Here is a 24,061-nt window from a genome sequence, read left to right as displayed (position 1 = left end):
CTACTCTCCGGTCTCTACTCTCCCCTCTCCACTCCCCGCCGCCGCATGACCACCGCGGCCAGGGCCAGCAGACCGGCCAGCGCCAGCCAGCCCAGCGGCGAGGTGAGCGGGCCGGCCGTCAGGTTGGTCAGGGTGACGTTGGCGGGCGTCGCCTCCAGGGTGAAGCGCACGAGCGACGGATCGTGATCGGTGGCGCGGGCCGCGGGCGGGAACTCCGCGTTGGCATGCACCACATCGAACAGGGCAAACCCGGCCTCGTTGGGGGTCAGCAGGTGATTGCTGATCAGAATGTGATCGAGCACCTGGGAGTTGCCGTCGTAGACGTAGCTGTACTGCTCAGCCGTCGGCAGTCCCGTGATCAGATCGGTCAGCACACCGCCCTTGAGGATTGCCAGCGGCGTGGAGAACTGGAAGTCGTTGAAGTCGCCGAGCGCCACGATGTTGGCGCTGGGGTCGAGAGCCAGGATGGCGTCTACGAAGTCGTTGACGATCTGCGCCTGCTGGTTGCGCTGAATTTCAGAGACCAGCACCGGCGGTTGGGCAAAGCCAAACAGCGGGTCGTCGCCGCTCTTCGAGTTGAAGTGATTGACGATCAGGAACAGGGTGTGCCCGTTGAAGGTGAACTCCGCGGCCAGCGGTTTGCGGCTCGAATTGAAGGCCGCGCTGGTCGGGTCAATACGGCCCGGGCTGTAGTTCAACTGCACGCCCGAACCGCCCATGACTGCGCCGTTGGCCGTGGTGGAGGTGGCGCCGGGCCGATCCACGAACGCGATGCCGCGGTCGGCGCGGAAGAGGAAGCCGACGCGGATATTGCCGCCCGGCTCGCCGCCGTCTTGATCGTCCACCGGATCCACGTTGCGGAAGTCATAGGTGGGGCCGCCGGCGGTCTGAATGGCGCTGATGAGCAAGCCCCAGGTGACGCTGGCCTCCACCACACTGGTGTTGGCCGGGCCGTCGCTGTCCTGCACTTCTTCCACGGCCAGGATGTCCGGTGCGGCCAGATTGGTGACGATCTGGTTGGCCAGCGCGGCGAACTTGGCCGGCGGGTCGGTCGGGTCCAGGTTCTCCACGTTGAAGGTCGCCAGGGTGATCTGATCGTCCGTGCGCGTGATGGTGGTGGATTCGGGCGTCAGGCCGCCGCTCACCGGGCTGGGCAGCGGCGCGGTGTTCAACAGCTTGAAGTTGCCGAAGCCGTAATCAAGCACGCCCACGATCGCGCCGGGGAAGGAGTCACCCACGAGGACATCGGGCGGATTGGGCGTGATGACATCGTCCAGAATCACGCGCTCGGGGTTGAAGTCATTGGCCTGAATGACGATGCCGCCGCGTGGCGTGCGCAGACTCGCGCCCGCGCCGCCGTCCACCAACACCGCGATCTCGCCGAAGGCCGTGGTTGCCCCCACCGCCACCGCGTCGTTGACCTGCACCAACATGCCTTCCAACGCTTCGTAGAAGTCAATGCCATCATTGTCCGGGTCGAAGACGCCATCGGTCTCGACGTTGCTGGCGTCATCCTCGATGATCTGCGTGGGCGGCTGGCGACCGCCGCTGCCGATGATGATCGCCGCGGGCAGGGGATTGCCGCTGCTCTGCACGGTCACGGTCGGGTTGATGAGCCGCGTGATGGTCAGGTTGTTGGTGTCGGGCCGGAACTCTTCGACCTTGCCGTTCACCAGCACAGACTGGCCGACCAGCACCGTGGGCGCGCTGCCGGTGCGCACGAAGATGCCCTCGGAAGTGGCCGGATCGGAGTCCTCCATGATGACCGGCTCTTGCAGGTTGAAGCCGTCGCTGCGCAGTGCGGTGACGATGCCAGAGACGCCGCTCACCGTGCGCCCGTTGAGCAGCGAGAGATGGCGACCGCCCTGAATCGCGCTGATGTGCATGGCGCTGTCAACGACAGTCGCCAGCGGCGCGCCGTAAGTCGGCGTCACGAAGTTGGTGGCGCTGATGCTGTAGCTGCTGTTGATCACGGTCGTCACGCTGGCCGTGGCGGTCACGGCAAAGCGCACGTTGACGGTGCTCAAGTAGGCCAGGCTGGCGACGTTCCAGGTGACAACGCCGCCGCTTTCACTGCCGCCATCCAGCGCGTAGGCGAAGGTGGTTGCAGCCGGCACAGTATCCTGGATGACCAGGCCGGTCAGTGGGTAACCCAACTCGTTCTTGACCGTGACGGTGTAGGTGAAGAGGCCGCCCGGCGCCACCAGCACCGGCGCGTTCTTGGAAATGGTCGGTTTGTCCACATCCAGACCGATGTCCGGGTTGTAGCGCGGCTGCAGCTTGTAGTTGCTGAAGGAGAACCAGCCGACGCCACGGATAAAGTGGTAGCGATCGGTCGCGGCGGGGACATAGGTCATGTCGCCGTCCTTGTTGCCCAGGTCATCGGCGCGGGTGACGCCGCTGCCATCATCGAACGACCATTCGCCGCTGCCCAGGGCCGGGTTGACCACGGCTGCGTCGTGGAATTCGATGAGCACGCTTTCCCACTGCTCCGCGCTGGCCGCGGTAATCAGGCTGCCGGTGGTGGTGGCCGCCGGGACGGGCACAGGGTTGCCGCTGCTGATGATCTGGAACGCGTTGGCGCCCGCGCCCATGTCCATCTCGGTCATGTTGAAGTATTCTTTGATCAGGCCGAGGACGCGCACGTGCGTGCCTGCGGGCGCCGCGGGGATGCCGGCCGACTTGAAGATCTGCAAGCCACTCCAGGGCCCGCCGCCCGGCATTTCGATGACCATGGTGCGGTTGGGGCTGATGTTGTCAATCTCACCCGGCTCCGCGGTGACGATGCCCTCGGTCCACACGGTCTGGTTGGTGTATGGCGAATCGCCATTCAGCGCCGGGTTGGGCACGAACTGAATGTCATAGATGGAAACCAGACGGTACATGCCGGTGGTTGCCTGGTCGCTGTTGCCGGCCTGGTTATCGCCCGGCGTGGTGGTGCTGGCGGTCATCTGGTTGATCAGATTGGTGGCGTTGGCGATACCGGCATCGGTTGCCGCCGTCACATGGAAGGTGCGGCTGCCCGCCGCGGCCAGGGTGCCCAGGTTCCAGACATAGACGCCTGCGCTCGGATTGGTGGGCGTCACGCCGCTATCGTCCGACACGTAAGTCGTGCTGATGGGCAGAGTGTCAGTCACCGTGACGTTGGCCGCGTCGGCCGAGCCTTGATTGTTGACGATCAGGGTGTAGGTGAGGGACTCACCGATCACGCCGACGGCCGGGGCCTGCTTGTCAACCACCAACTCAGGCGCGCCGACCGTGGTTTCCCAGCTACTGCTGTTGTTGCCCGCCGGGTCGCCCGCAGTCGTCGTGGTGATTTCCATCGTATTGGTCACCGTGCCGGTGCCTGCGGTGGTAACATGCAGGGCGATGGTGACGCCCGCGCCCGCGGCAATGTCGCCCGCGTCCCAGGCCAGGCTGGGCGGCGTGCTGTCGGTCAGGGTGACGGCGGTCGAGCTGCTGAAGCTGACGTAGCCAAAGCCGGCGGGCAGGGTATCGCTGATGGTCACGCCGGCCGCGGCGCCGGTGCCAATGTTGTTGGCCTGCAGGTCGTAGACGATCTCCTCGCCGGGCGCGGCCGCGGCCGGACCGGTCTTGACTGCGGCCAGGTCCGGGTTGGTGGCCGGCGGGCCGGCCGTGACGGAGAAGTCGTCCACGCCCACCCATTCATCGCTGCCGACCGCGTTGGAAGTGATGACGCGCAACTGCACCTGCGGTTGATTATCTGCCGCGGCGGGCAGCATCACGTTGATGGGCGTCACCAGGGTGGCCAGGCTGGGGCCGGTGGTGGCATCGGCCACGAACGCGGCCGGCACGTTGGTGAAATCGCCGCTGGTACCGACGCGATAGTGCAGCGCAACCGGCTGAATCGCGTTGTCAATGGACCCATCCACGTCGCGCAGATTGTACTGCACCTGGATGCTGCTGAGGCCCGTCGTGTTGATGTGGAAGAGCAGGAAGGGCGCGTCCGCCGTGCCGGAGCCTTGCAGGGCCACAACCGGGTTGGCGATTTCGAATTCAGCCACCCCACCACTGGTCAAGGTGCTAGGGTTGGTCTGGTTGGCAATCACATCAATCGCGGTGAAGGTGGTGTCGGTGATGATGGTCTGCGGGTCAACCGCGGTCGGCGAGGAGCTTGGCAGGTAATCGCCCAGGTAGCCAAGCACGCCGGGCACGGCCGACCAGTCATCGTTGACGGTGATGAGGCTGGTGTTGCTCCAGTCCTGCGCGAAAGGCAGGGTCTGGTAGGTGTTGTTCGCGGGGGCGACATTTGCTGTCTCCAGCGGCAGGGCGGCTGCCGTGGGGAGAGTGGGGAGCACGAAGGCGGTGAGCAGGAGGAGTGACAGGATCACACGCAGACTTCGTCGTCGAAGGGTCATGGCTGATGCTTTCCTTTCTTCTGGCTATTCTCTTCTGGCTATTCTCTTCTCTAATCTCGATTCTCTTACACGATTCTCAGTGGCCGTGTTTGGCAGGTGTGACCACAGCAGAAAGCTGTGGCCGTCCACCTCTCCAGGTACGCCACCGGGACCATTTTACCACCAAAGGGCGCAATTGGTCTAGTCATACTGCAAGCGGGCACGAATTGCGCCTGACCCCTTAGGCGGAAGGGTGAAGTCTATTCCCGCTTGCAGTATATCAAATCGAAAATCGAATCTTATGCCTGGCAGCTCCATCCCCAGCGGCGGGTGACGAGCATCACATCCACGATATCCACATCGCCGTCCTGGTCCATGTCCAGGGTGGGGTTGACCGTGCCCCAGGCGGAGGCGACCGCCTGCAGGTCGAGCAGGTCTACGACGCCGTCACGGTTGACGTCCTCCACGTAGCTGACGCAGACCTGGCCGGTATGGCCGAGGCCGTCGGTGTAGGTAAACAGGCCGACGTCGCTCATCTGGCGCTCGTAGATGCGCCCCGGCGCCATCATACCGCCGTCCCAGCCCAGGGTGTTGCTGATGGGATTGAGCGCGCTCAGGGGGTGCAGGCTTGGATTTTCGTTCTGCTGCATCAACACTTCGGGCGGGGCCAGCCCGTCTATCTCGGCCAGCCACTGCACCGCGCTGCCCACCGTCAGCGTGACCGTCTGCGGCTGTGGCCCGGCGGCCGCCAACAGCACAGCGCTCAGCGGCGTCTGCGGCAGCGGCGTGTAGGGCACATTGACATGCACGATCTCGTCCACCACCTCGATGACGGGGCTGCGCCAGGGCTGATACCCCGCCTTGCCATCCACCTGCAGGTAGTAGAAGCCGGGCGGGGTGAAGAAGGCGAAGTAGCCATCAGCGCCGGTCACTTGCGGGTTGACCTGGTCGTTGTACAGGTGCGCCGGCCACGGCACCCAGCCGCCCCACGCGGTGTTCGACACGTAAGCCGTCACGGTGACGCCGGCGACCGCGTGCAGGGTGGGTGTGATCGGATCGAAGCCTTGCGTCACGTCGAACACGTAGCCGTCCGGGTCAATCAGGATGCGGCCTGAGGACGAAACCAGGTTGGCACCGCACTGCGCCCAGAAGACCACGGTGTGCGCACCGCCGGTGACCGCAAAGATGAAATCGGGATAGGCGCCGGTCGGGTCGTAGCGCACGCCGTCGGCGATCATCCAAACGCTGGTGGGCGGCGCGGTGGTGCCGGAGGCGGGCGGGCAGTTGCAGGCGCGCAGATGCATCGTCGTGTTCCAGAAGCCGTAGATGCCGGGCATGCGCCAACCCTGCGTCGAGTATTGCCCGCTGTTGTCCCGGAAGTAGAAGGTCAGGTGTTGTCCTGCCAGCGGGCCAACCGTGGGCGTGCCCTCCCAGATCGAGTGCTGCGGACACCAGAAACTCAGGGGCGGTTCGAGGGTGATGGCCGAGCTGACGGGGCTGCACTGCCCGCCGGCCGTGCAGGCCTGGGCGCTGAGGAGGATCGGCGCCGCGCCGCTGTAGGTTTGGGTGGCCGAGAACAGACCCGTGGCATCGGCCTGCACCTGCAAGACGGGGTTGCCGTCAAGCAGCAAGTGGACGGTCATGTTGGGCTGCACTTGCCCGTGTATCTCGTAATCGCCGGCGCACATCTCACCGCTGCCAGGGGACACGAGCAACGGCACAACGATGGGCACCTGCGTGACGGTCAGCGCAGACAGATCGTAGGGGCCGGCGTGCAGCGCTGCCGTGTTCGTCAGCACATCGCCGGACTGCGGGTTGTCATCACGCGTGCTGATCTCGATCTGACCGGCTTCGCCGCGCGCCACCGGCTGCTGCGTCTGCCAGGTCAGCGTCTGCCCGGCCTGCCCAAAGCTCATCGCCGGATAGTGAATCTCGCTCTGAAAGGTCAGCGTCGCGGGCAGGGTGTCGGAGATGGAAACGATGAGCGGCGGCGGGTTGACCAGGATGCTGCCGTAGTAGTAGCGCAGCAGGTAGCGCTGGATCATGCTGCCGGTTGGGATGCCGCCGGGCTGCGGCGGCGCGACCGTCCACTGGGGAGGTAAGGCAATTTTATCGAAGGTGAACACGTTGTCGCGGTGAAAGGTGTAGACCTGGTTGCCGCTGTAGTCCGTGATAAACAGGCTGGCGCCATCGGAGGAGATGTCAATCCCCGCCCATGAGAGTCCGGTAAAGCCGGTCATCATCTCACTGACATCACCAATCGCCTCGCCGGCGCTGAGGTGTACCCGCAGCACCTTGTCCGTTGCGGCGTCAAGCACCAGCAGATCGCCATTCAGTGGGTCAACGACAATGCCGACCGGTTCGGCGATGGGGGCATTGGTTGCGATCAGGGTCAGGACAGGACCGGCATCCAACCGATAAATGGCGCCATCGGCCGCGCCTTTCGCGTCAACGAAGTAGACAGATGAATCACTGATCGCAATGTCCACGGGATCAACCAGGGCGCCGCCGCCGTCTGGGTCCGTGTAGATCTGCACCTCGCCTTCGGCCGTTGCCGGCGACCAGCGCCAGATTTCATCGCTGCCTGCATTGCCGCGATCAACGACCAGGGCCTGACCCGGGCTGACGATGGGGCCGGTGTAGCCGGCCGGTGCGATGGCCATGCCCACCGGGTCATCGTCGCCGCTGTGAAAACCGCTCACCCACGTGCTGCGCGTCGTGCTGCCGAAGGCGCTGCGATAGATGTTGCCGCCGTAGTCTTCCGAGAGGAAGATGTCGCCATCGGTTGGGTCAATGACGGCCGCGGCCGGGCGATCCGCGGTCACGATTTGAGTCAGCGTGCCGTCCGCGTTGATGCGGTTCAGGCTGCCGCCGCTCCCCGGGCGCCTGGTATAGTAGAGCAGCCCGTCCAGAGGGTTGTAGTGGGCAGCCATCGGATTGGCGGCGCTGACCGTTCGGATCAGCGTCCAGCCATCCTCCACGATGGCGACATTGGGAACCTGGGGTGCGTTTATCGGGCTGGCAACGGTCGGCTGCGCCAGCAGTATCAGCGCCAGCAGGCCCAGGATCAGGCAAAACACAGGGGGGCGGTTGAATAATGGACTCATCGGAAATCACCTCCAGCGCGCGTATCTGCAGAGCGCAATGCTGCGCTCTGCCTGGGGCAATATAGCAAAGAAGCGTTTAGAAATCGTTTAATCGAGTGGTGTTTGGAACTCCGGCGTAAACAGGCAAGAGGCAATCCAGGTCGCCTCTCGGAGGCGCCGTTACCAAATATCCGGCATCCAGCGAGGTAATGTAGCGCTGATAGGCCTTGATGAGCGCCTGCTCGATCGTGGCGTGCAGCGGCGTTTCGACGGCGGGCTTGCGTTGGCCCGCGGCCAGCACCTGCTTGGCGCAGCGCTCGCACAACAGGTAGCCGATCAACACACCGCGCGGGCGATAGATGAAGGCGTTGAGCGACAACGTGTCTTCGCCCTTGAACTTCATGGCGCCCACTGCGCGTCCGCAGCCAGGACAACCATTGTCAACGTAGAACCATTGACTCTTGACAGCGCTGCCGAATTGGGCTTTGGCCAGGGCAAACATTTTGGCCAAAGCAGCATGGGCTTGATCTTCTGGGTGCATCGTGTATCCTTTATGGACATTGAGATTGGCGATGTGCATGTCGCAGGGCAGGTGGAATCACCCAGGAGCAGTTGGTGCGGCGCAGACCGAGATCTTGCCAGTGCCGAAATTGCTGGCGCCATTGCGTGAACAGGCTCTGTCCGTGCAGCGCTTTGCCGTCCCTCAGGGCTTCCAGGACGGTGACGTGTTTGTCGGCCATCATCATTTCCCATTCGGCGCGGGTGAAGGTTTGCACCTGGACTGGGGCAAGTTGTGGGCGCAGGCGCATGAGCAGGCGGAAGCGCTCGCGATAGTTGATCGGCAGATCGCCGCCGATGACGAGGACGTCAATGTCGCTGTCCTGTTTTTGGATATTGCGCGCGACCGATCCAAACAGAATGATGCAGTCTGGATGATAGACCGAGGCTACCGAATGAGCGTATTCCTCAGCCCAGATCGGCAGTTGTGCGGTGGTCAGAGTCTTCTCCAACATCAGGCGACGCCCTTTCTCACAAAGGCCAACACTAGTATAGATGACTTGATCGTATCAGAAACCGGAAATTTTGTCAACACATTGATATTTTTGGGGGTAAAAATGTCATCTCAAGTGACGGAGACCACGAGGGGAAGGTAGGAGCGCCGGAACGTGGCGGCGTCCTGACCGGTGTAGGCGCCGGGCGGGCCGCTGGCGGTGCGCGGATTGCCGGCGCGATCCGTCGCGACGGTGTTGTCCAGGTTGCCGGCCGGAACCGGCGGGGTCAGCGATGCCCAGGCGGGGAAGGCGGGAATGGCGAAGGTGGTCACGCCAAACACGCTGCCCCCGGCAACCGGTCGAAAATCGCCGTGGGCGGGATCAACCAGGGCCGGCTCGATGGTGTTGATGGCGTTGTCGGCGCGCAGTTGGTCAGCATTGCAGGTGGGGTTGCCGGCCTGGCAGGCCTCGCCGCCTTCGATGCCGAGCGGCAGATCGGCCGGGCCGTTCCAGATGAGGTTGCCGCGTATCTGCAAGTTGTCATCGGTCCTGGCCGGGGCGGGGATGTTCGAGCCGGGCGAGGGCTGGCGCGGGCCGTAGATGGCGAAATGCTGCCACTGGCTCTGCACGCCCGCGGGGTTGTAGAGGATGTTGTTGAACACGTAGAGGTTGCGGTTGGGGATCGGCTCTTCCTGGCTGTTGGCTGTGCCCCAGCCGCCCGCGCTCTGATTGGCGCTGCACCGCGCCGTGTCGCCATCGCACGTGCGCAGGCCAAAGACGAACTCCATGCCGTGGCTGCGCGTGCCCACGCGGTAGAGCGTATTGTAAGCCAGCAGGATATTGTAACCGCCGTTGACGCCAAACCCGGCGCCCTCTGTGTCATGCACCACGTTGTTGATGAATTTCAGGTCGTAGGCCTCGTAGTGCAGCCAGGGCGACACCATGTACTCGAAGCCGGTGCCCTGGCCTGCGGTGAACCCGCCGGTGCCGCAGTCGTAGATCTCATTGCCCTCGATCCGGTAATAGGCCGAGCCGCCCTTCAGGTAGATGCACCAATCATCGGCGGTGTGAATCCGATTGCCCACGATGTGGCCGTACTGCACGGCCACGAAGTCAATGGCGTTCTCATAGCTCCCGCCGATATCGCTGTCCTCGATGTAAACATCCCGCGACTGGTTGACCTTGATCGTCTCATGCGCCTGGCGATTGCCGCCGTCGAAGCGCACCCCGCGCAGGAGCAGATGGTCGCACAGTTCACAGTGAAAAACATCGCCCGCGTTGCGCACCTCCAGATCAATCCAGTACAGGTAGCGGACATCGTACACGTTGAGTGAGCCTTGCAGCCGCGCGGCCAGGGGGCCGTCGGCCGATTGGATGATGATGGGCGCGGTTTGCGTGCCATAGCGCTGTTCCCAATAGACCGGAAAATAGTCTTCAGTGTAGTCTCCGGCCACCAGCCAGATGCGGTAGCCGTTCGTCAACGGCGTTGCGGTGGGGATCTGATTCCAGGCGGCGCTGATGGTGCGCAGGGCCTGGTCGCGGCTGGCGCCGCTGTGGCTGTCAGCGCCATGAACCGGGTCAACCCAGAGATCGGTCATCAGCGCCGGCGCACCGATGTCGTAACGGCCCGCGCTGGCGGCGCTGGCGTGCGGAAGATCAGTCGAACGCACCGCGGCCGTGGGCGGCGGCGCACTGGCGCCCGGCGCGGGCGCAGAGCCGCAGGCGGAACTGGCGACAAGCAGCAGGAGCGAGAGCAGGATGAGACGGAAAGCGCGCATGGGTGAACCTCTTTTCGTGTGGATGCAGAGGTATTGTAGCGCAAAGCGGCCGCGAATCCCAAACGGCGTCATCATCTAACGCTGTTCGTTTCTGTGACGAACTGAGGACTCGTTCGGGGCTTCTGATGGTGACCTTCGTTTTACCAATTACCAACAGAAACGATACCCGTTCTCCAGGTTGACGACGAGAGATTGGGTTGGCTGGTAGCTGGCGAATGCGCGCGAGAAGCTGGCTTTGCCGGTGGTCGTAGTTTGCATCGCCCATAGTTCCTGGCGCTGAACGTTTTCCAACACCAGGTCAATTTCATACCCTTCATGAGTCCGCCAGAAGTAGGTGTTGAACGGACGGCGCGCGTACAGGTTGCGTTTCAACAGCGCAGCTACGACCAGGTTCTCGAACAGGGCGCCCCTATCGTCACGCGCATCGAACGGCGTGAAGCGATTGATGACGGCGTTGCGGATACCCAAATCCCAGAAGTAGACTTTCTGCTTTGCGTTGATTTCGCTGCGCAGGTTGCGCTCGAAGGGCGGCAGCCGAAAAACCAGGAAGTATTTTTCCAGCGTCGCAATGTACTGCTCAACGGAGTTGCGACCCATGCCAAGTTGGGATGCTAACTCGTTCAGATTGACCAGGTTGCCAATCTGGTGCGCCAGCAGCGTCATCAGTTTGATGAGCACCTGGGGAGCTTTCAGGCGCTCGAATAAGAAGATGTCTTTGTAGAGCGCACTATCCAGAATATCGCGCAGCTTGGCTTGCTTCTCCTCGACCGCAGGCCGCGTTATGATCTCTGGATAGGAACCGTAAACGGCAAACGAACGCAGCCATTCGTTCAGCGCGTCCTGCTGCGTGATGCGCTCCGGGAATGTGAAGGGGTCATCAATCTCGATACCCATCACTTCGCTCAACGTCAACGGCAGCAGCTCGATGAAGTATTTGCGGCCGGCCAGGCTGTCGGTCAGGTTCTGCAGAAGAAGCAAGGAGGAAGACGACGTCGCGATCACCTTCACATGCGGAAAGTGATCAAAAATCAATTTCAGCAGTAGATCAATTTGGGGAAAGCTCTGGATTTCATCCAGGAAGAGGAAGGCTCGGCGCTCAGGGACAAAGCCAAGCTCGGCGAAGATACGTTCCAACCGCGCGGTCGCAGGCTCACCGAAAATGGCCTGGGCCGTCGGGTCGTCCAGGGTATAGAAAATGGTTGGATGCGACGGCTGAATCTGCGCGTGCAGCTTGCGCAGGAGCGTTGTCTTCCCCACGCGTCGCGGCCCGTACAGAACCAGGATTTCCGGCGTTTCCAGCAGCGAAAGGAGCCTTTTTTCGACAATTCTGATGTACATAGGTGTATCTTATCAAACACTGGCAAATTTGTCAATAGACAGACAGTTTTAGGGGTAAAAATGTCATCTCAGGTGACGGAGACCACGAGCGGCAGGTAGGAGCGCCGGAACGCAGCAGCGCCCTGACCGGTGTAGGCGCCGGGCGGGCCGCTGGCGACGCGTGGGTTGCCGGCCGGGACCGGCGGGGTCAGCGATGCCCAGGCGGGGAAGGCGGGAATGGCGAAGGTGGTCACGCCAAACACGCTGCCGCCGGCTGACCGAGCTGCAACGCCGGCTGTACGCGGTGCGGCGTAACGGCGTCGCCGTGTTATAATTCATAGCAAACTTTGTAGTGCTATTCAAAGTGAGGCAGCTATGCATCAAATCATTGGCGTCACCGACTTGCAGCGCCGATTTCGCACCATCCTTGATGAGGTCGTCAAGAATCATGTGCCCTACGTGCTCACGCGCGGCAGCCGGCCCGAAGCGGCCATAATTGTCAAGCGACAATTAGATTTACACATCAGCGACAATTAGAATTACCCATTTTGAATGGTTAGTTTCGAATTGCCTCAACCTGGCCAGGCTGAGCCTGACCCATTTCCTGTGATTGGCGGCGGGCGGCTGCTTCCGCTCGCATACTGGTCATTTCGGACCCGAACTCGATGATCCGACTGTGATGAACCACGCGGTCGATCGCCGCGGCCGTGGTCAAGGGATCTTTGAAGATTTGATCCCACTGTGAAAACACGAGATTGGAGGTGATCACTACGCTGCGGCGCTCATAACGCTCAGCCAGAAAAGTGAATAACACTTCCATTTCTTCCCGGCTCTGCTGAACATAGCCGATGTCATCGAGGATGACCACCTGAAAGCGATCGAGCCGTTTCAGTTCCGGTTCCAGTGCATAGTCCCGTTTGGCTCGCGGTAAGCCGTCGACCAGTTTATAGGTCGGAGTGAACCAGACGCTGTAATCGTGGTGAATCCATTCGTAAGCCAACGCGGCGGCCAAATGTGTTTTCCCAGTCCGGGTTGGCCCAAAAATCAATATGTTTTCTGCCTCCTTGATGAAACCGCCCTCGATCAGGCCAGCTAATTGGCGGCGCAAGCGTAAAGGCAGCCGGGACTGCTCAAACCGGGCCAGGGTTTTGTCGGGTGGTAGGTGAGCCTCACGTAGCAAGCGCTCAACCCGACGCTGCTGGCGACCGGCTGTTTCCTGCTCTAACAGATAGAGCAGGAAACTCCTCGAGAGACCAGTCCTGCTGCTGGGCCAGGCTCAGGGCTTCCGGTACGGCCTCGGCGATGCTGGGCAGCCGCAGGCGTTTGCAGTGTTGCGCAATTGGTTCAAGCACTGTCATCGTTCACCTCCCTGAGTAGGGCATCGTACTGGGCCAGATTGACTGATGATGTCGCCAACTGGGGTATCGCTGGTGATGGAGACTTGATCAAGCGTTCAACGTCGGTGTCATCCCAGGTTTCTGGACTCTCCAGCAAACGTTTCAGTGCGGCTTCCACGTCACTTTCCAGGGGTGCGCCGCCCAATGCACGATGCGTAGGTAGATCAGGTCGGCTTTGCGCGGTGAGTGCCACTGGTTCAAGATTTCCCAGGCTTGCCGGAAAACAACGGTCGGAAACAAGGCTTCCCGGTAACGGTAATCCCGGAAAGCCGCCGGGTTTGCGTAGCAGGCTATCCACTAAGTGCCGATAGTTCAGTTGATACTGATTTTGGCCCACAAGGCGGGGCATCTTTGCCATCAGGTTTCGCCGGAAGTAGACTTCCAGGTGCCACTCATGGATGTGAACGATGACCATTTGGCCAATCAGGCTGGTCGGTACGGAGTAGGCATTGTGCTGCACCCGGATCATGCTACCCCGGCCGACTCTCACCCGGCATTCTTGATACGATTCCAGCGGAGGTACCGTCAGTGGCTTCATCACCGCTAATTCCTCGGCCAGGCGCTCCCGCCGACGTTCGTTGCGCCGGGTCATCACCTGAGCGATGAAGTGCTCATAATCTGTCACGGAGGCAAAATCCGGAGCTGCTGCGCAGTAGCAGATGCTGGCGCAACGCCTGCTTGAGCGCACCGTTGGCCGCTTCGATGTCACCGTTCTCTTCGGGGCTGCCGACATGGATGGTCCGCGGCTGCATCCCATAATGCTTCAAGAGAGCCAGGTAAGCCAGATTATACTCCCGGCCCAACTCATCGCTGGCGCTCAGTGAGTGGGTAACCGCCGACGAATTGTCGGTCTGATGGTACACCGGCACCGCGCCCAAGTTGAACAGGGTCACCTGCAAGGCGCGCTGGTACGCCAATAGTGATTCCGATTGTGCCACCACCCCCCATTCCCAGTTGGAGTAGGGTAACACGCTGTGAATCAGCACATGCTTGAAGGACTCACCGGCAATTGTCGCCCCTAACTCCGTTAGCCAGGTGCCATCCGTCTGCAGAATTTCGCCTGGTCGGTGGACCTGCGCCAAAACAGCGATCTGGGCCAGGTGTATCGCCCGCCACTCGGCTATCCGCCGTTGTAGGGTTCGCAACTGGCCTTCCTGATACTTATCTGGCTGCTGTTCGCACAACCACTCGAAAAGCGTTTTGGCTTCCAGTTCTGGAGCAGCTGCTAACATCTGCTCTACCTTCGGCCAATAGTCACTAAACGGGTCGTCTCGCGTGCGATATGCCCGTGGTTGCTGCACTTCACTGGGAAGTTGTTCCAGCTCCTCATACTTAGCAACCGTTTTTCGACTTTTAATGTTCGCTTTGACGGCCGATTGTTCTTGGGTACGGCCTTTCGTTCGTTCACGCATTGCTAGCCTCACTTGAGCATCGGTACAAGTCATCTTATCCTCCCTCTCCTTCATGATCAGAGGAAGTTTACCTGACCTGCCTGCTGCTTCCTAGTGGGCAGTTCTAATTGTCGTCAATGAGTAATTATAGTTGTCGTTGAACAGCCATAATCCCCTATGAGGACTTTGCGCAGTTCCTGGCCTGGAAGGAGCGAGATGGGCGAGGCGCGGGGTGTGCTGCGCCGCTTCGGCGGCGACTCGCAGCGGTTCCGCACAACGATGGCGGAGTTGCAGCGCCGGCTGTACGCGGAAGCGGCGTAGGGCGGCTGTATGGTATACTTCAACGAAGGTAAGGAAATGAGAAATAAATGGAGGGTATATGGCAGGGTCAGGAGTGGCCGAGCGTGCAAGGTTGGACGCTTCGCTCAAAGAGATGGTCCACCGGATTAGGGCCACCGGAAACCCTCAGAAGATCGTCTTGTTTGGCTCGCGCGCGCGCGGTGACGCACGGCCCGATAGTGACTATGATCTGCTGCTGATCGAGCCGTCGGACCAGCCGCGCTACCGCCGCGCGGCGCGCTACCGTCGCGCGCTGGTCGGCCTGGCGCCGGCCAAGGACATCCTGGTGTGGACGCCGGAGGAGGTGGCCGAGTGGCGCGAGGTGCCCAATGCGTTCATTACCGCGGCCTTGAGCGAGGGGATGGTCCTCTATGAATCCTGATTTCATCTGAACCGATCCAGTGGTACAATAGCCGCAAAGTACGCAGGAAGCAGAGAGGTGCCGCGATGTATATCAGCAGAGTGATCCTCAAAAACATCCGTGGTTTCGCAGATCTTCAATTCGATCTGACGCGCGCCGGCGGAAGCTACGCGGGGTGGACCGTGTTTACCGGCGATAACGGATCGGGGAAAAGCACGATCCTGAAGGCGATTGCTGTGGGATTGACAGGCAGGGATACGGCGCGTTCATTGCAGCCAAGTTTCCAAGGTTGGATTCGCGATGGCGCCGACGATGAGGCGGCGATCCAGCTCGAAATCGTGCGGGTCATTGACGATGATGCCACATCTGAATCTGGGCGAAACCCATCTTCCCGCTTCCCGGTCAAACTCACACTCACGAATGGCGGCAAGGAGCCAACGTTGCAAGCCGCCATTCCGCCTGGGAAGCCGCGCAACTACGCAACACCTGAGCGCACTATCTGGTCGCCTGATGCCACGGGCTGGTTCTCGTGTGGGTATGGGCCGTTTCGCCGCGTGTTCGGTGCATCGCCAGAGGCCACGCGCCAAATGGTCGCACCAACCACTGAGCGCTTCGTGACGATGTTCCAAGAGGCTGCGTCGCTGGCCGAGGTTGACCAATGGCTGCGAAATCTGAAGCACAAGGAGCTCGAGAACCGCGCGGCCGAGCGTGAGCAACTGGCGCTGCTGCTGGAGATTCTGCGGGATGATCTCCTGCCGAATCAGATCACGGTGGATCGTGTGGATTCCGATGGGCTTTGGCTCAAGGATCGCAACGGGGTACAACTGGCGTGGAGTGAGATGAGCGATGGGTACCGGGCGGCGTTGGCTCTGATCGCCGACATCATCCGGCACCTCGTCAGCGTGTACGGCGTCGAGGGCTTGACAGACAGAGGGACGGACGGCAGGATTTTCATCAGGCGCAGCGGCGTGGTGCTGATTGACGAAGTGGATGCCCATTTGCATCCGGAGTGGCAGCGCGAGATCGGCTTTTGGCTGAAACGCCACTTCCCGAATATCCAGTTCCTCGTCACGACACACAGCCCGATCATCTGCCAGGCCGCCGACCCCAACGGCCTCTTCGTCTTGCCTGAGCCGGGCAGTGGCGTCGCGCCGCGTGCCCTAACCACGGAGGAATACGAGAAGGTCATTGCATCGCGACCGGATACGATCCTGTTGACGCCGGCCTTCGGGCTGCATGCGTCGCGACCTTCCAACAGGTAGAAGAGAATTGACCACAAAGAACGCAGAGAACGCAGAGAATCTTTGTGCTCTTTGCGCTCTTTGCGGTTTTTTCGTCGTATGAGTAACTGACCATGACCCAACGTAACCAAAAACTCGAACTCACCTGGATCGGCAAGGAGAACCGGCCGCAGTTGGAGCCGCGCATCCTGCTGGAAGACCCGGAGAAGTCCTACCACGCCAGCCACCGCGTGACCGACCAGGACAGCTTCGATAACCGGCTGATCTTCGGCGACAACCTGCTGGCGCTGAAGGCGCTGGAGCAGGAGTATGCCGGCAAGATCAAGTGCATCTACATCGATCCGCCGTTCAACACCCAACAGGCCTTCGAGCACTACGATGACACGGTAGAGCACTCCATCTGGCTTAGCTTGATGCGCGATCGTCTTGAGCTTCTCAGAAGGCTCCTTGCCAGAGATGGCACGCTATTCGTTCACATTGATGACAACGAGCTCGGGTACCTCATCGTCTTGCTGGATGAGCTATTTGGTCGCGACAATCGCCTATATGTCGTGACATTCAAACAGGCGTCTGCAACGGGTCATAAAGCGATAAATCCGGGATGTGTCAACACAACCAACTTCCTTCTGATCTACGCGAAAGAAAAGTCGCACTGGACGCCCAACCGTGTTTTCACGGGTAGGGAGCGAGATGAACGCTACAGCCAGTTCATCGAGAATGTCGAAGAGCCCTACAGATTCTGGCGTATCACAACTCTAGTAAAGGCTTTTGCTGAAGCACATCACATTTTGGAGGGAGAGGCTCGAGAAATAGCCCGAACCAAACCTGGTTTACTTAATGAGTTTGTAACGACGCAGGCGCGAAGTGTGATGCAATTTGCGCGTCCCAATTATGAGGGAGTGAGTGCTGAAGCTCGAAAACTGATTGACATCTCAAAGTCCAAACCAGAGGAGATCTTCTGCCTTCAACGCAAAGGCTATTCCGATATCTATCTAAGAGGTGGCAGACGAATCCTATTCTACGCGGACAAGCTCAAAGAAATCGATGGTCAGATGGTGGCTGGTGAGCCTCTGACAACCCTATGGCAGGACATCCTCTCGAACAACATACATGCTGAAGGTGGCGTGGTCTTCCCGAAGGGCAAGAAGCCCGAAGGTCTCATCAAGCGCGTCTTGGATCTGACAACCAACCCCGGCGACTGGGTACTCGACTCTTTCGCCGGCTCGGGCACCACCGGCGCGGTGGCGCACAAGATGGGCCGGCGCTGGATCATGATCGAACTGGGCGAGCACTGCCACACACACATCATCCCGCGACTGCGCAAGGTCATTGATAGCGAGGACAAGGGCGGCGTCACCCAGGCCGTGGGCTGGCAGGGTGGCGGCGGGTTCCGCTACTTCCGGCTGGCGCCTTCGCTGCTGGAGAAGGACCGCTGGGGCAACTGGGTGATCAACAAGCAGTACAACGCGGCCATGCTCGCCGAGGCGCTGTGCAAGCTGGAAGGCTTCACTTATGCGCCCAGCGACGCGGTCTACTGGCAGCACGGCCATTCCACCGAGAGCGACTTCATCTACGTCACCACGCAGACGCTCAGCCCGGAGCAGCTCGCCCAACTGAGCGATGAGGTGGGGCCGGAGCGTTCGCTGCTGGCGCTGTGTCTGGCGTTCCGCGGTGCGGCCGATCGGTATCCCAACCTCACCGTCAAGAAGATCCCCAAGACAGTGCTGGCGGCTTGTGAATGGGGCCACGATGATTACAGCCTCAAGGTGGAAAACCTGCCTAGCGCGCCGCCCAAGCCCGCCAGACCCGCAACACCCAATCAGCCGTCGCTGTTTGGAGTTGGAGAATAACCGCAAAGGACGCAGAGAACACAGAGAAAAAAGAGGTCTTTGTGCTCTCTGTGGTCAAATACGTGCTGCAAGATGACCGCAAAGGACGCAGAGAACACAGAGAAAAAAGAGGTCTTTGCGCTCTTTGTGCTCTCTGTGGTCAAATACGTGCTGCAAGATAACCGCAAAGGACGCAGAGAACACAGAGAAAAAAGAGGTCTTTGCGCTCTTTGTGCTCTCTGTGGTCAAATACGTGCTGCAAGATAACCGCAAAGGACGCAGAGAACACAGAGAAAAAAGAGGTCTTTGCGCTCTTTGTGCTCTCTGTGGTCAAATACGTGCTGCAAGATGACCGCAAAGGATGCAGAGAACACAGAGGAAAAGAGGTCTTTGCGCTCTTTGTGCTCTCTGTGGTCAAATACGTGTTGCAAGATGACCGCAAAGGACGCAGAGAACACAGAGAAAAAGAGGTCTTTGCGCTCTTTGTGCTCTCTGTGGTCAAATACGTGCTGCAAGATGACCGCAAAGGACGCAGAGAACACAGAAAAAAGAGGTCTTTGCGCTCTTTGTGCTCTCTGTGATCAAATACGTGCTGCAAGATGACCGCAAAGGACGCAGAGAACAGAAAAAAGAGGTCTTTGCGCTCTTTGTGCTCTCTGTGATCAAATACGTGCTGCAAAATAACCGCAAAGGACGCAGAGAACGCAGAGAAAAAGAGGTCTTTGCGCTCTTTGTGCTCTCTGTGGTCAAATACGTGCTGCAAGATGACCGCAAAGGACGCAGAGAACACAGAGAAAAAAGAGGTCTTTGCGCTCTTTGTGCTCTCTGTGGTCAAATACGTGTTGCAAGATGACCGCAAAGGACGCAGAGAACACAGAGAAAAAAGAGGTCTTTGCGCTCTTTGTGCTCTCTGTGGTCAAATACGTGCTGCAAGATGACCGCAAAGGACGCAGAGAACACAGAAAAAAAAGAGGTCTTTGCGCTCTTTGTGCTCTCTGTGGTCAAATACGTGCTGCAAGATGACCGCAAAGGACGCAGAGAAAAAAGAGGTCTTTGCGCTCTTTGTGCTCTCTGCGGTCAAATACGTGCTGCAAGATGACCGCAAAGGACGCAGAGAACACAGAGAAAAAAGAGGTCTTTGCGCTCTTTGTGCTCTCTGTGGTCAAATACGTGCTGCAAGATGACCGCAAAGGACGCAGAGAACACAGAGAAAAAAGAGGTCTTTGCGCTCTTTGTGCTCTCTGTGGTCAAATACGTGCTGCAAAATGACCGCAAAGGACGCAGAGAACACAGAGAAAAAAGAGGTCTTTGCGCTCTTTGTGCTCTCTGTGGTCAAATACGTGCTGCAAGATGACCGCAAAGGACGCAGAGAACACAGAAAAAAAGAGGTCTTTGCGCTCTTTGTGCTCTCTGTGGTCAAATACGTGCTGCAAGATGACCGCAAAGGACGCAGAGAACACAGAGAAAAAAGAGGTCTTTGCGCTCTTTGTGCTCTCTGTGGTCAAATACGTGCTGCAAGATGACCGCAAAGGACGCAGAGAACACAGAGAAAAAGAGGTCTTTGCGCTCTTTGTGCTCTCTGTGGTCAAATACGTGCTGCAAGATGACCGCAAAGGACGCAGAGAACACAGAGAAAAAAGAGGTCTTTGCGCTCTTTGTGCTCTCTGCGGTCAAATCTCTATCTTCCAATCTTTCAAGGAGGGTTCTATGCAAAACATTATGGCTTTGTGCGATGAGGTGCGGGATATTGCTTATGCCATTCATGTCTATCACGGGCATGGGCATCTGGAGAAGGTATACGAAAACGCGTTGGCGCATCGGGTGCGCAAGGCAGGGCACAAGGTCGCACAGCAGCATCCGATTAAGGTCTACGACGAAGATGGCACGCTCATCGGCGACTATTTCGCCGACCTACTCATTGATGATATTCTCATCATCGAGCTGAAGACTGCAAAGGCAATCGCACCCGAGCACGAAGCGCAGATCCTGGGCTATCTCAAGTCGTCTCGGATGGAACACGGAATGCTGATCAACTTCGGTTCCTATCGTTTCCAGATTCGCAAGTACATTTGGAACGCGTAGAAAGACAGCCACAAAGAACGCAAAGAACACAGAGAAGAAAACCAAAAATGATCTTTGCGTTCTCTGTGCTCTTTGTGGTGACGCTCTGGCACGCATCGAACAGCCACAGAGAACGCAAAGCGCACAAAGAAGAAAACCAAAAATGATCTTTGCGTTCTCTGTGCTCTTTGTGGTCAATCATTCCAAGGCAGGAAGCAGATGAATCGTCATGTCAATGCTATTGCCGGTCGCCTGAGTTTGCGCCCGCCGCAACGCCGCTCGCTGGAGATCCTGGATCGCATCACCGAGATCGTGCCGCCACACAAAAGCAACGACGTCCAGGCAGCGCTGGAGGTGATCCGGGGCGAGTTCCCGTCGGTGACCGATTTCGAGCGCGAGTTCCCGTCGCTCTGCTTTGCGCTGGCCACCGGCGTGGGCAAGACCCGGCTGATGGGCGCGTTCATCAGCTATCTGCACCTGGCGCACGGCCTCAACAACTTCTTCGTGCTGGCGCCCAACCTGACGATCTACAACAAGCTGATCACCGACTTCACGCCCAACACGCCCAAGTACGTCTTCAAAGGGGATCGCCGAGTTCGCCACCAACCCGCCCTACATCATCACGGGCGATAACTACGAGGGGTCGGCCAGCACGCTCTTCGACGTGACGCTGCGCTGCAAGATCAACATCTTCAACATCTCGAAGATCAACGCCGAAGTGCGCGGCGGCAAATCCCCGCGCATCAAGCGCCTCTCCGAGTACATCGGTCAAAGCTACTTCGATTACCTGGCCGGGCTGGACGACCTGACGCTGATCATGGACGAGTCGCACCGCTACCGGGCGTCGGCCGGGGTGCGCGCCATCAACGAGCTGAAACCGGTGCTGGGGCTGGAACTGACTGCTACACCCATGATCGAAACGCCGCGGGGCGCGATTCCGTTCAAGAACGTGATCTACAGCTACCCACTGGGCGCGGCGATGGCGGATGGCTTCGTAAAAGAGCCGGCGGTGGTCACGCGCAAGAACTTCAACCCGGCCGGTATGTCCGCAGAGGCGCTCGAACGGCTGAAGTTGGAGGACGGTCTGCGGCTACACGAGAGCGTCAAAGTCGAGCTGGAAACCTACGCCCGCGAGACGGGCAACATCATCGTCAAGCCGTTCCTGCTGGTCATCGCGCGCGACACGACCCACGCCGGCCAGTTGGTGCAGTTGGTGCAGTCGGACGCCTTCTTCGAAGGCCGCTACAAAGGTCGCGTCATCCAGGTGGATTCCAGCCGCACCGGCGCGGAGGAAGATGAAATGGTGCAGCGGCTGCTGGCCGTTGAAAGCCCCGACGAACTGACCGAGATCGTGGTCCACGTCAACATGCTGAAAGAGGGCTGGGACGTGACGAACCTCTACACCATCGTGCCGCTGCGCGCCGCCAACGCCCGCATCCTCATCGAACAGTCCATTGGCCGCGGCCTGCGCCTGCCCTTCGGCAAACGCACCGGCGTGATGGCGGTAGACCGGCTCAACATCGTCGCCCACGACAGGTTCCAGGAGATCATAGATGAGGCGAACCGGCCAGGTTCTGCCCTTCACGTGCAAGTGGTGGAGCTTGATCCAGAGCAGTTGCGCCAGAGGACCGTCACCGTGGTGTCGCAATCGCAACTGGCTACCAAACTCGGCTTGCAGCCCGAACAACTCACTGCCAGCACCCAGATCCCTGAGTCCACCCCGCCGCCGGTCTTTGGGAATCCAGAGGAGCAGAAAGTCGCCCAGATCGCCTATGCGGTGATCCGCAAGCTGGAAAGCCAGCCGCAAAGCGTGCCCGGCGTGAGCTATCTGCAACGGCCCGAGATTCAGGCCCAGGTGGTGCGCGAGGTTGCCAACCAGTACCGGCCGGCTCAGTTGGCGCTGGAGGGGATCACGCCGCCGCCCGACATCGCGGCGGTCGTGGCCAGGACCTCCGACCTGGTGATTCAGCAGACTATTGACATCCCGCGCATCCTCGTGGTGCCGCAGGGTGAGGTGCGCTCAGGCTTCGCGCCCTTCACGCTGGCGTTGGATGCGCTGCGCTACCCGCCGGTTTCGGAAGAACTGTGGATCCAGCACCTGGGCACGAATCAACTGGAGATCCTGACGTTGGGGAAGGGTGGCGCCCAGGAAGCGCGGCTTGAGGACACCGTGGTCAGCGGCCTGGTGGATTTCGATGACGTCTCCTACGATGATCATGCCGACTTGCTCTATGACCTGGCCGTACAAGTGATCGGCCACTTCCAGACATACCTCTCGGAAGATGAGACACGCAAAGTGCTGCGCTGCTATCAAAGGCCCATCGCGCAATTCGTCCATGCGCAGATGGATGCGCGTTACTGGGAGGAGGCTGCCGGCTACGAGGTCGTAATCAGCAAGGGGTTCAATGAGCTAAAGCCCAGCGCGTACACGGCCTCAGCGTCCGACCCGGTGCTGAATTTCCGCCAGTCACCGGCCGACAAGAGCAACATGTCGAAGTACTTGTTCGGCGGGTTCGCACGCTGCCTCTATCCGGTGCAGAAGTTTCAATCGGACCCGGAGCGGGTTCTGGCGGTCATCCTGGAGCGGGAAGCGTTGAAGTGGTTCAGGCCGGCGAAGGGACAATTCCAGATCTACTATAGGCAGGGCGCCGATCACCTGGAATACCAGCCGGACTTCGTCGCTGAGACTGAAACCGTGATTTACATGCTGGAACCCAAGGCCAGAAACGCGCTGAACGATGCCGACGTCCTGGTCAAGCGCGACGCGGCAGTGAACTGGTGTCAGATGGCGAGCGATCATGCCAAGAGCTACGGCGGCAAGCGGTGGGAGTATGTGCTGATTCCCCATGACGTGATCGCTGAGAATATGACGCTTGCTCTGCTCGCCTCGGCCTATGCAGCATCTACAATCCGGCTGCCGAGCGCCTGACATTGCGGAGGGTGAACATCGCTATGTATCAAGACATCCCTTCGGTCAAGGGCTGGCGCGCCGACCAGATTCTCAACGTGTTGTTTAGCCTTTCCGAGCTGCGCGACCCGGAAACCGAACGTAACTGGTGTCTGCCGGTTGCGGATGACGGACCAGAGACACAACTGCCCGTAATTTAGAGGATTACCACCATGACCTATCTCGACGCTGCGTACAGCATCCTCCATGCTGCGGGCCGGCCGCTGCGCTTTGAGGAGATCACCGAGGCCGCGCTGGGACGGAAGCTGATCTCGCCCCAGGGGCTGACGCCCGAAGCGACGATGGCCTCACGGCTGTACATTGACTCGCTGCAGGAGGATTCACGCTTCGTGCGCGCCAGCAGTCCGGACGGCATGATCTCGCCGGCGCAGATTCCAGGCACGGCGCTGTGGATCGAGACGAATCAGAGCGCGAAGTCGGTGGTGCAGGTGATCGGGAAACTACTGGCGGCGCTGGGACATGCTCCCGATCAGTTTACGGTGAACCGGGCCATGCCACCTCGAATAGAGTCCCGATCGGTTTCAACTCGAAACGCAGAGCCATATCTTCATCGGGATCGGTGATGAAGATGGGGCGCCGGCCGCGCTGGCTCTCGATGAGGTCGTTCACATCCGGCCCCGCGGCAGCGGACAGATCGGGCCAGCGCTGCACCAGGTGACGGCGGTACCGGTCGAAGTTCCACGGGGTGCGCTCAACGATTGCCACATCGGGTCGTTCTCCCAACCCGTCCTGCGCATACCACAGCGCGAGCGCGTGCTCATCGCCGTCAGCAATCAGCAGGGCGTCGGAACGCGCCGCGGCCAGTGCAGCCAGCGCATACTGACGGGCCTCGGTGTCGCGGCTGAGGTCCACATTGGCCCAGTTGTGCCAGAGCAGCGCCACAGGCAGCAGACAGAGCAGCAAATCCAGCCGTCCGCGCCGCGTCAACCATGCGACCAGGCAG

General features: G+C 60.0%; 18 protein-coding genes and 2 pseudogenes. 9 read left to right on the top strand and 11 right to left on the bottom strand.

Going from position 1 to position 24,061, the window contains the following annotated elements; translation table 11 throughout:
- Positions 1–14: 14 nt before the first annotated feature.
- From IPM84_11335 to IPM84_11305, 7 genes are all read right to left on the bottom strand, one after another.
- Complete coding sequence (locus IPM84_11335) at positions 15–4,379, bottom strand: DUF11 domain-containing protein (protein MBK9093350.1); 4,365 nt, start codon at positions 4,377–4,379, stop codon at positions 15–17.
- Positions 4,380–4,657: 278 nt separating this feature from the next.
- A complete protein-coding gene (locus IPM84_11330; protein ID MBK9093349.1) occupies positions 4,658–7,465 on the bottom strand; it encodes a hypothetical protein in 2,808 nt (935 codons plus the stop codon).
- 76 nt (positions 7,466–7,541) lie between these two features.
- Positions 7,542–7,985, bottom strand: a complete 444-nt coding sequence (locus IPM84_11325; GenBank protein MBK9093348.1) for a hypothetical protein — start codon at positions 7,983–7,985, stop codon at positions 7,542–7,544.
- A gap of 10 nt (positions 7,986–7,995) precedes the next feature.
- Positions 7,996–8,457, bottom strand: a complete 462-nt coding sequence (locus tag IPM84_11320; protein ID MBK9093347.1) for a nucleotidyltransferase domain-containing protein — start codon at positions 8,455–8,457, stop codon at positions 7,996–7,998.
- Positions 8,458–8,567: 110 nt separating this feature from the next.
- Positions 8,568–10,214, bottom strand: a complete 1,647-nt coding sequence (locus tag IPM84_11315) for a right-handed parallel beta-helix repeat-containing protein (GenBank protein MBK9093346.1) — start codon at positions 10,212–10,214, stop codon at positions 8,568–8,570.
- A 147-nt stretch (positions 10,215–10,361) separates the two neighbouring features.
- The gene (locus tag IPM84_11310; protein ID MBK9093345.1) at positions 10,362–11,552 is read right to left on the bottom strand and encodes an ATP-binding protein; all 1,191 of its coding nucleotides are present in this window, start codon (positions 11,550–11,552) and stop codon (positions 10,362–10,364) included.
- A gap of 68 nt (positions 11,553–11,620) precedes the next feature.
- The gene (locus tag IPM84_11305; GenBank protein ID MBK9093344.1) at positions 11,621–11,794 is read right to left on the bottom strand and encodes a hypothetical protein; all 174 of its coding nucleotides are present in this window, start codon (positions 11,792–11,794) and stop codon (positions 11,621–11,623) included.
- 112 nt (positions 11,795–11,906) lie between these two features.
- Here IPM84_11305 and IPM84_11300 point away from each other — a divergent pair, with 112 nt between their 5' ends.
- Complete coding sequence (locus tag IPM84_11300; GenBank protein MBK9093343.1) at positions 11,907–12,068, top strand: type II toxin-antitoxin system Phd/YefM family antitoxin; 162 nt, start codon at positions 11,907–11,909, stop codon at positions 12,066–12,068.
- 19 nt (positions 12,069–12,087) lie between these two features.
- Here IPM84_11300 and IPM84_11295 read toward each other — a convergent pair.
- From IPM84_11295 to IPM84_11285, 3 genes and pseudogenes are all read right to left on the bottom strand, one after another.
- Positions 12,088–12,889, bottom strand: a pseudogene (locus IPM84_11295) (ATP-binding protein).
- Positions 12,876–13,553 carry a hypothetical protein gene (locus tag IPM84_11290; protein ID MBK9093342.1) on the bottom strand — a complete coding sequence of 226 codons (678 nt, stop codon included), beginning with the start codon at positions 13,551–13,553 and terminating at the stop codon, positions 12,876–12,878. Before IPM84_11290 ends, IPM84_11295 begins: the two are co-directional and overlap by 14 nt.
- Positions 13,540–14,340 (bottom strand): transposase family protein, encoded by an 801-nt coding sequence (locus IPM84_11285; protein ID MBK9093341.1) that lies wholly within the window; start codon positions 14,338–14,340, stop codon positions 13,540–13,542. Before IPM84_11285 ends, IPM84_11290 begins: the two co-directional genes overlap by 14 nt.
- Positions 14,341–14,698: 358 nt before the next feature.
- On the opposite strand from IPM84_11285, the gene IPM84_11280 reads away from it, so the two are divergent.
- The 8 genes and pseudogenes from IPM84_11280 to IPM84_11245 all read left to right on the top strand — a co-directional run bounded on the left by IPM84_11280 (position 14,699) and on the right by IPM84_11245 (position 23,681).
- Positions 14,699–15,040: a nucleotidyltransferase domain-containing protein gene (locus IPM84_11280; GenBank protein MBK9093340.1), complete on the top strand. Its 342-nt coding sequence runs from the start codon at positions 14,699–14,701 to the stop codon at positions 15,038–15,040.
- A gap of 65 nt (positions 15,041–15,105) precedes the next feature.
- Positions 15,106–16,281 (top strand): AAA family ATPase, encoded by a 1,176-nt coding sequence (locus IPM84_11275; GenBank protein ID MBK9093339.1) that lies wholly within the window; start codon positions 15,106–15,108, stop codon positions 16,279–16,281.
- A 92-nt stretch (positions 16,282–16,373) separates the two neighbouring features.
- Positions 16,374–18,110: a site-specific DNA-methyltransferase gene (locus tag IPM84_11270; protein MBK9093338.1), complete on the top strand. Its 1,737-nt coding sequence runs from the start codon at positions 16,374–16,376 to the stop codon at positions 18,108–18,110.
- Positions 18,111–18,666: 556 nt separating this feature from the next.
- Positions 18,667–18,942, top strand: coding sequence for a hypothetical protein (locus IPM84_11265; protein ID MBK9093337.1), 276 nt, complete (start codon positions 18,667–18,669; stop codon positions 18,940–18,942).
- 854 nt (positions 18,943–19,796) lie between these two features.
- Positions 19,797–20,171, top strand: a complete 375-nt coding sequence (locus tag IPM84_11260) for a GxxExxY protein (protein MBK9093336.1) — start codon at positions 19,797–19,799, stop codon at positions 20,169–20,171.
- Positions 20,172–20,369: 198 nt separating this feature from the next.
- A pseudogene (locus IPM84_11255) lies at positions 20,370–23,079 on the top strand (DEAD/DEAH box helicase family protein).
- A gap of 23 nt (positions 23,080–23,102) precedes the next feature.
- Positions 23,103–23,258, top strand: a complete 156-nt coding sequence (locus IPM84_11250) for a hypothetical protein (protein MBK9093335.1) — start codon at positions 23,103–23,105, stop codon at positions 23,256–23,258.
- 12 nt (positions 23,259–23,270) lie between these two features.
- A complete protein-coding gene (locus IPM84_11245) occupies positions 23,271–23,681 on the top strand; it encodes a winged helix-turn-helix domain-containing protein (protein MBK9093334.1) in 411 nt (136 codons plus the stop codon).
- Here IPM84_11245 and IPM84_11240 read toward each other — a convergent pair.
- Positions 23,593–24,061: hypothetical protein (locus IPM84_11240; GenBank protein MBK9093333.1), on the bottom strand; the 469-nt coding region annotated here is incomplete at its 5' end. The genes IPM84_11245 and IPM84_11240 overlap by 89 nt on opposite strands.

Source organism: Candidatus Amarolinea dominans, assembly GCA_016719785.1.
Classification (GTDB): domain Bacteria; phylum Chloroflexota; class Anaerolineae; order SSC4; family Amarolineaceae; genus Amarolinea; species Amarolinea dominans.
The sequence above is the reverse complement of the archived record's forward strand: the minus strand, read 5'-3'. Positions and strand labels throughout refer to the sequence as shown.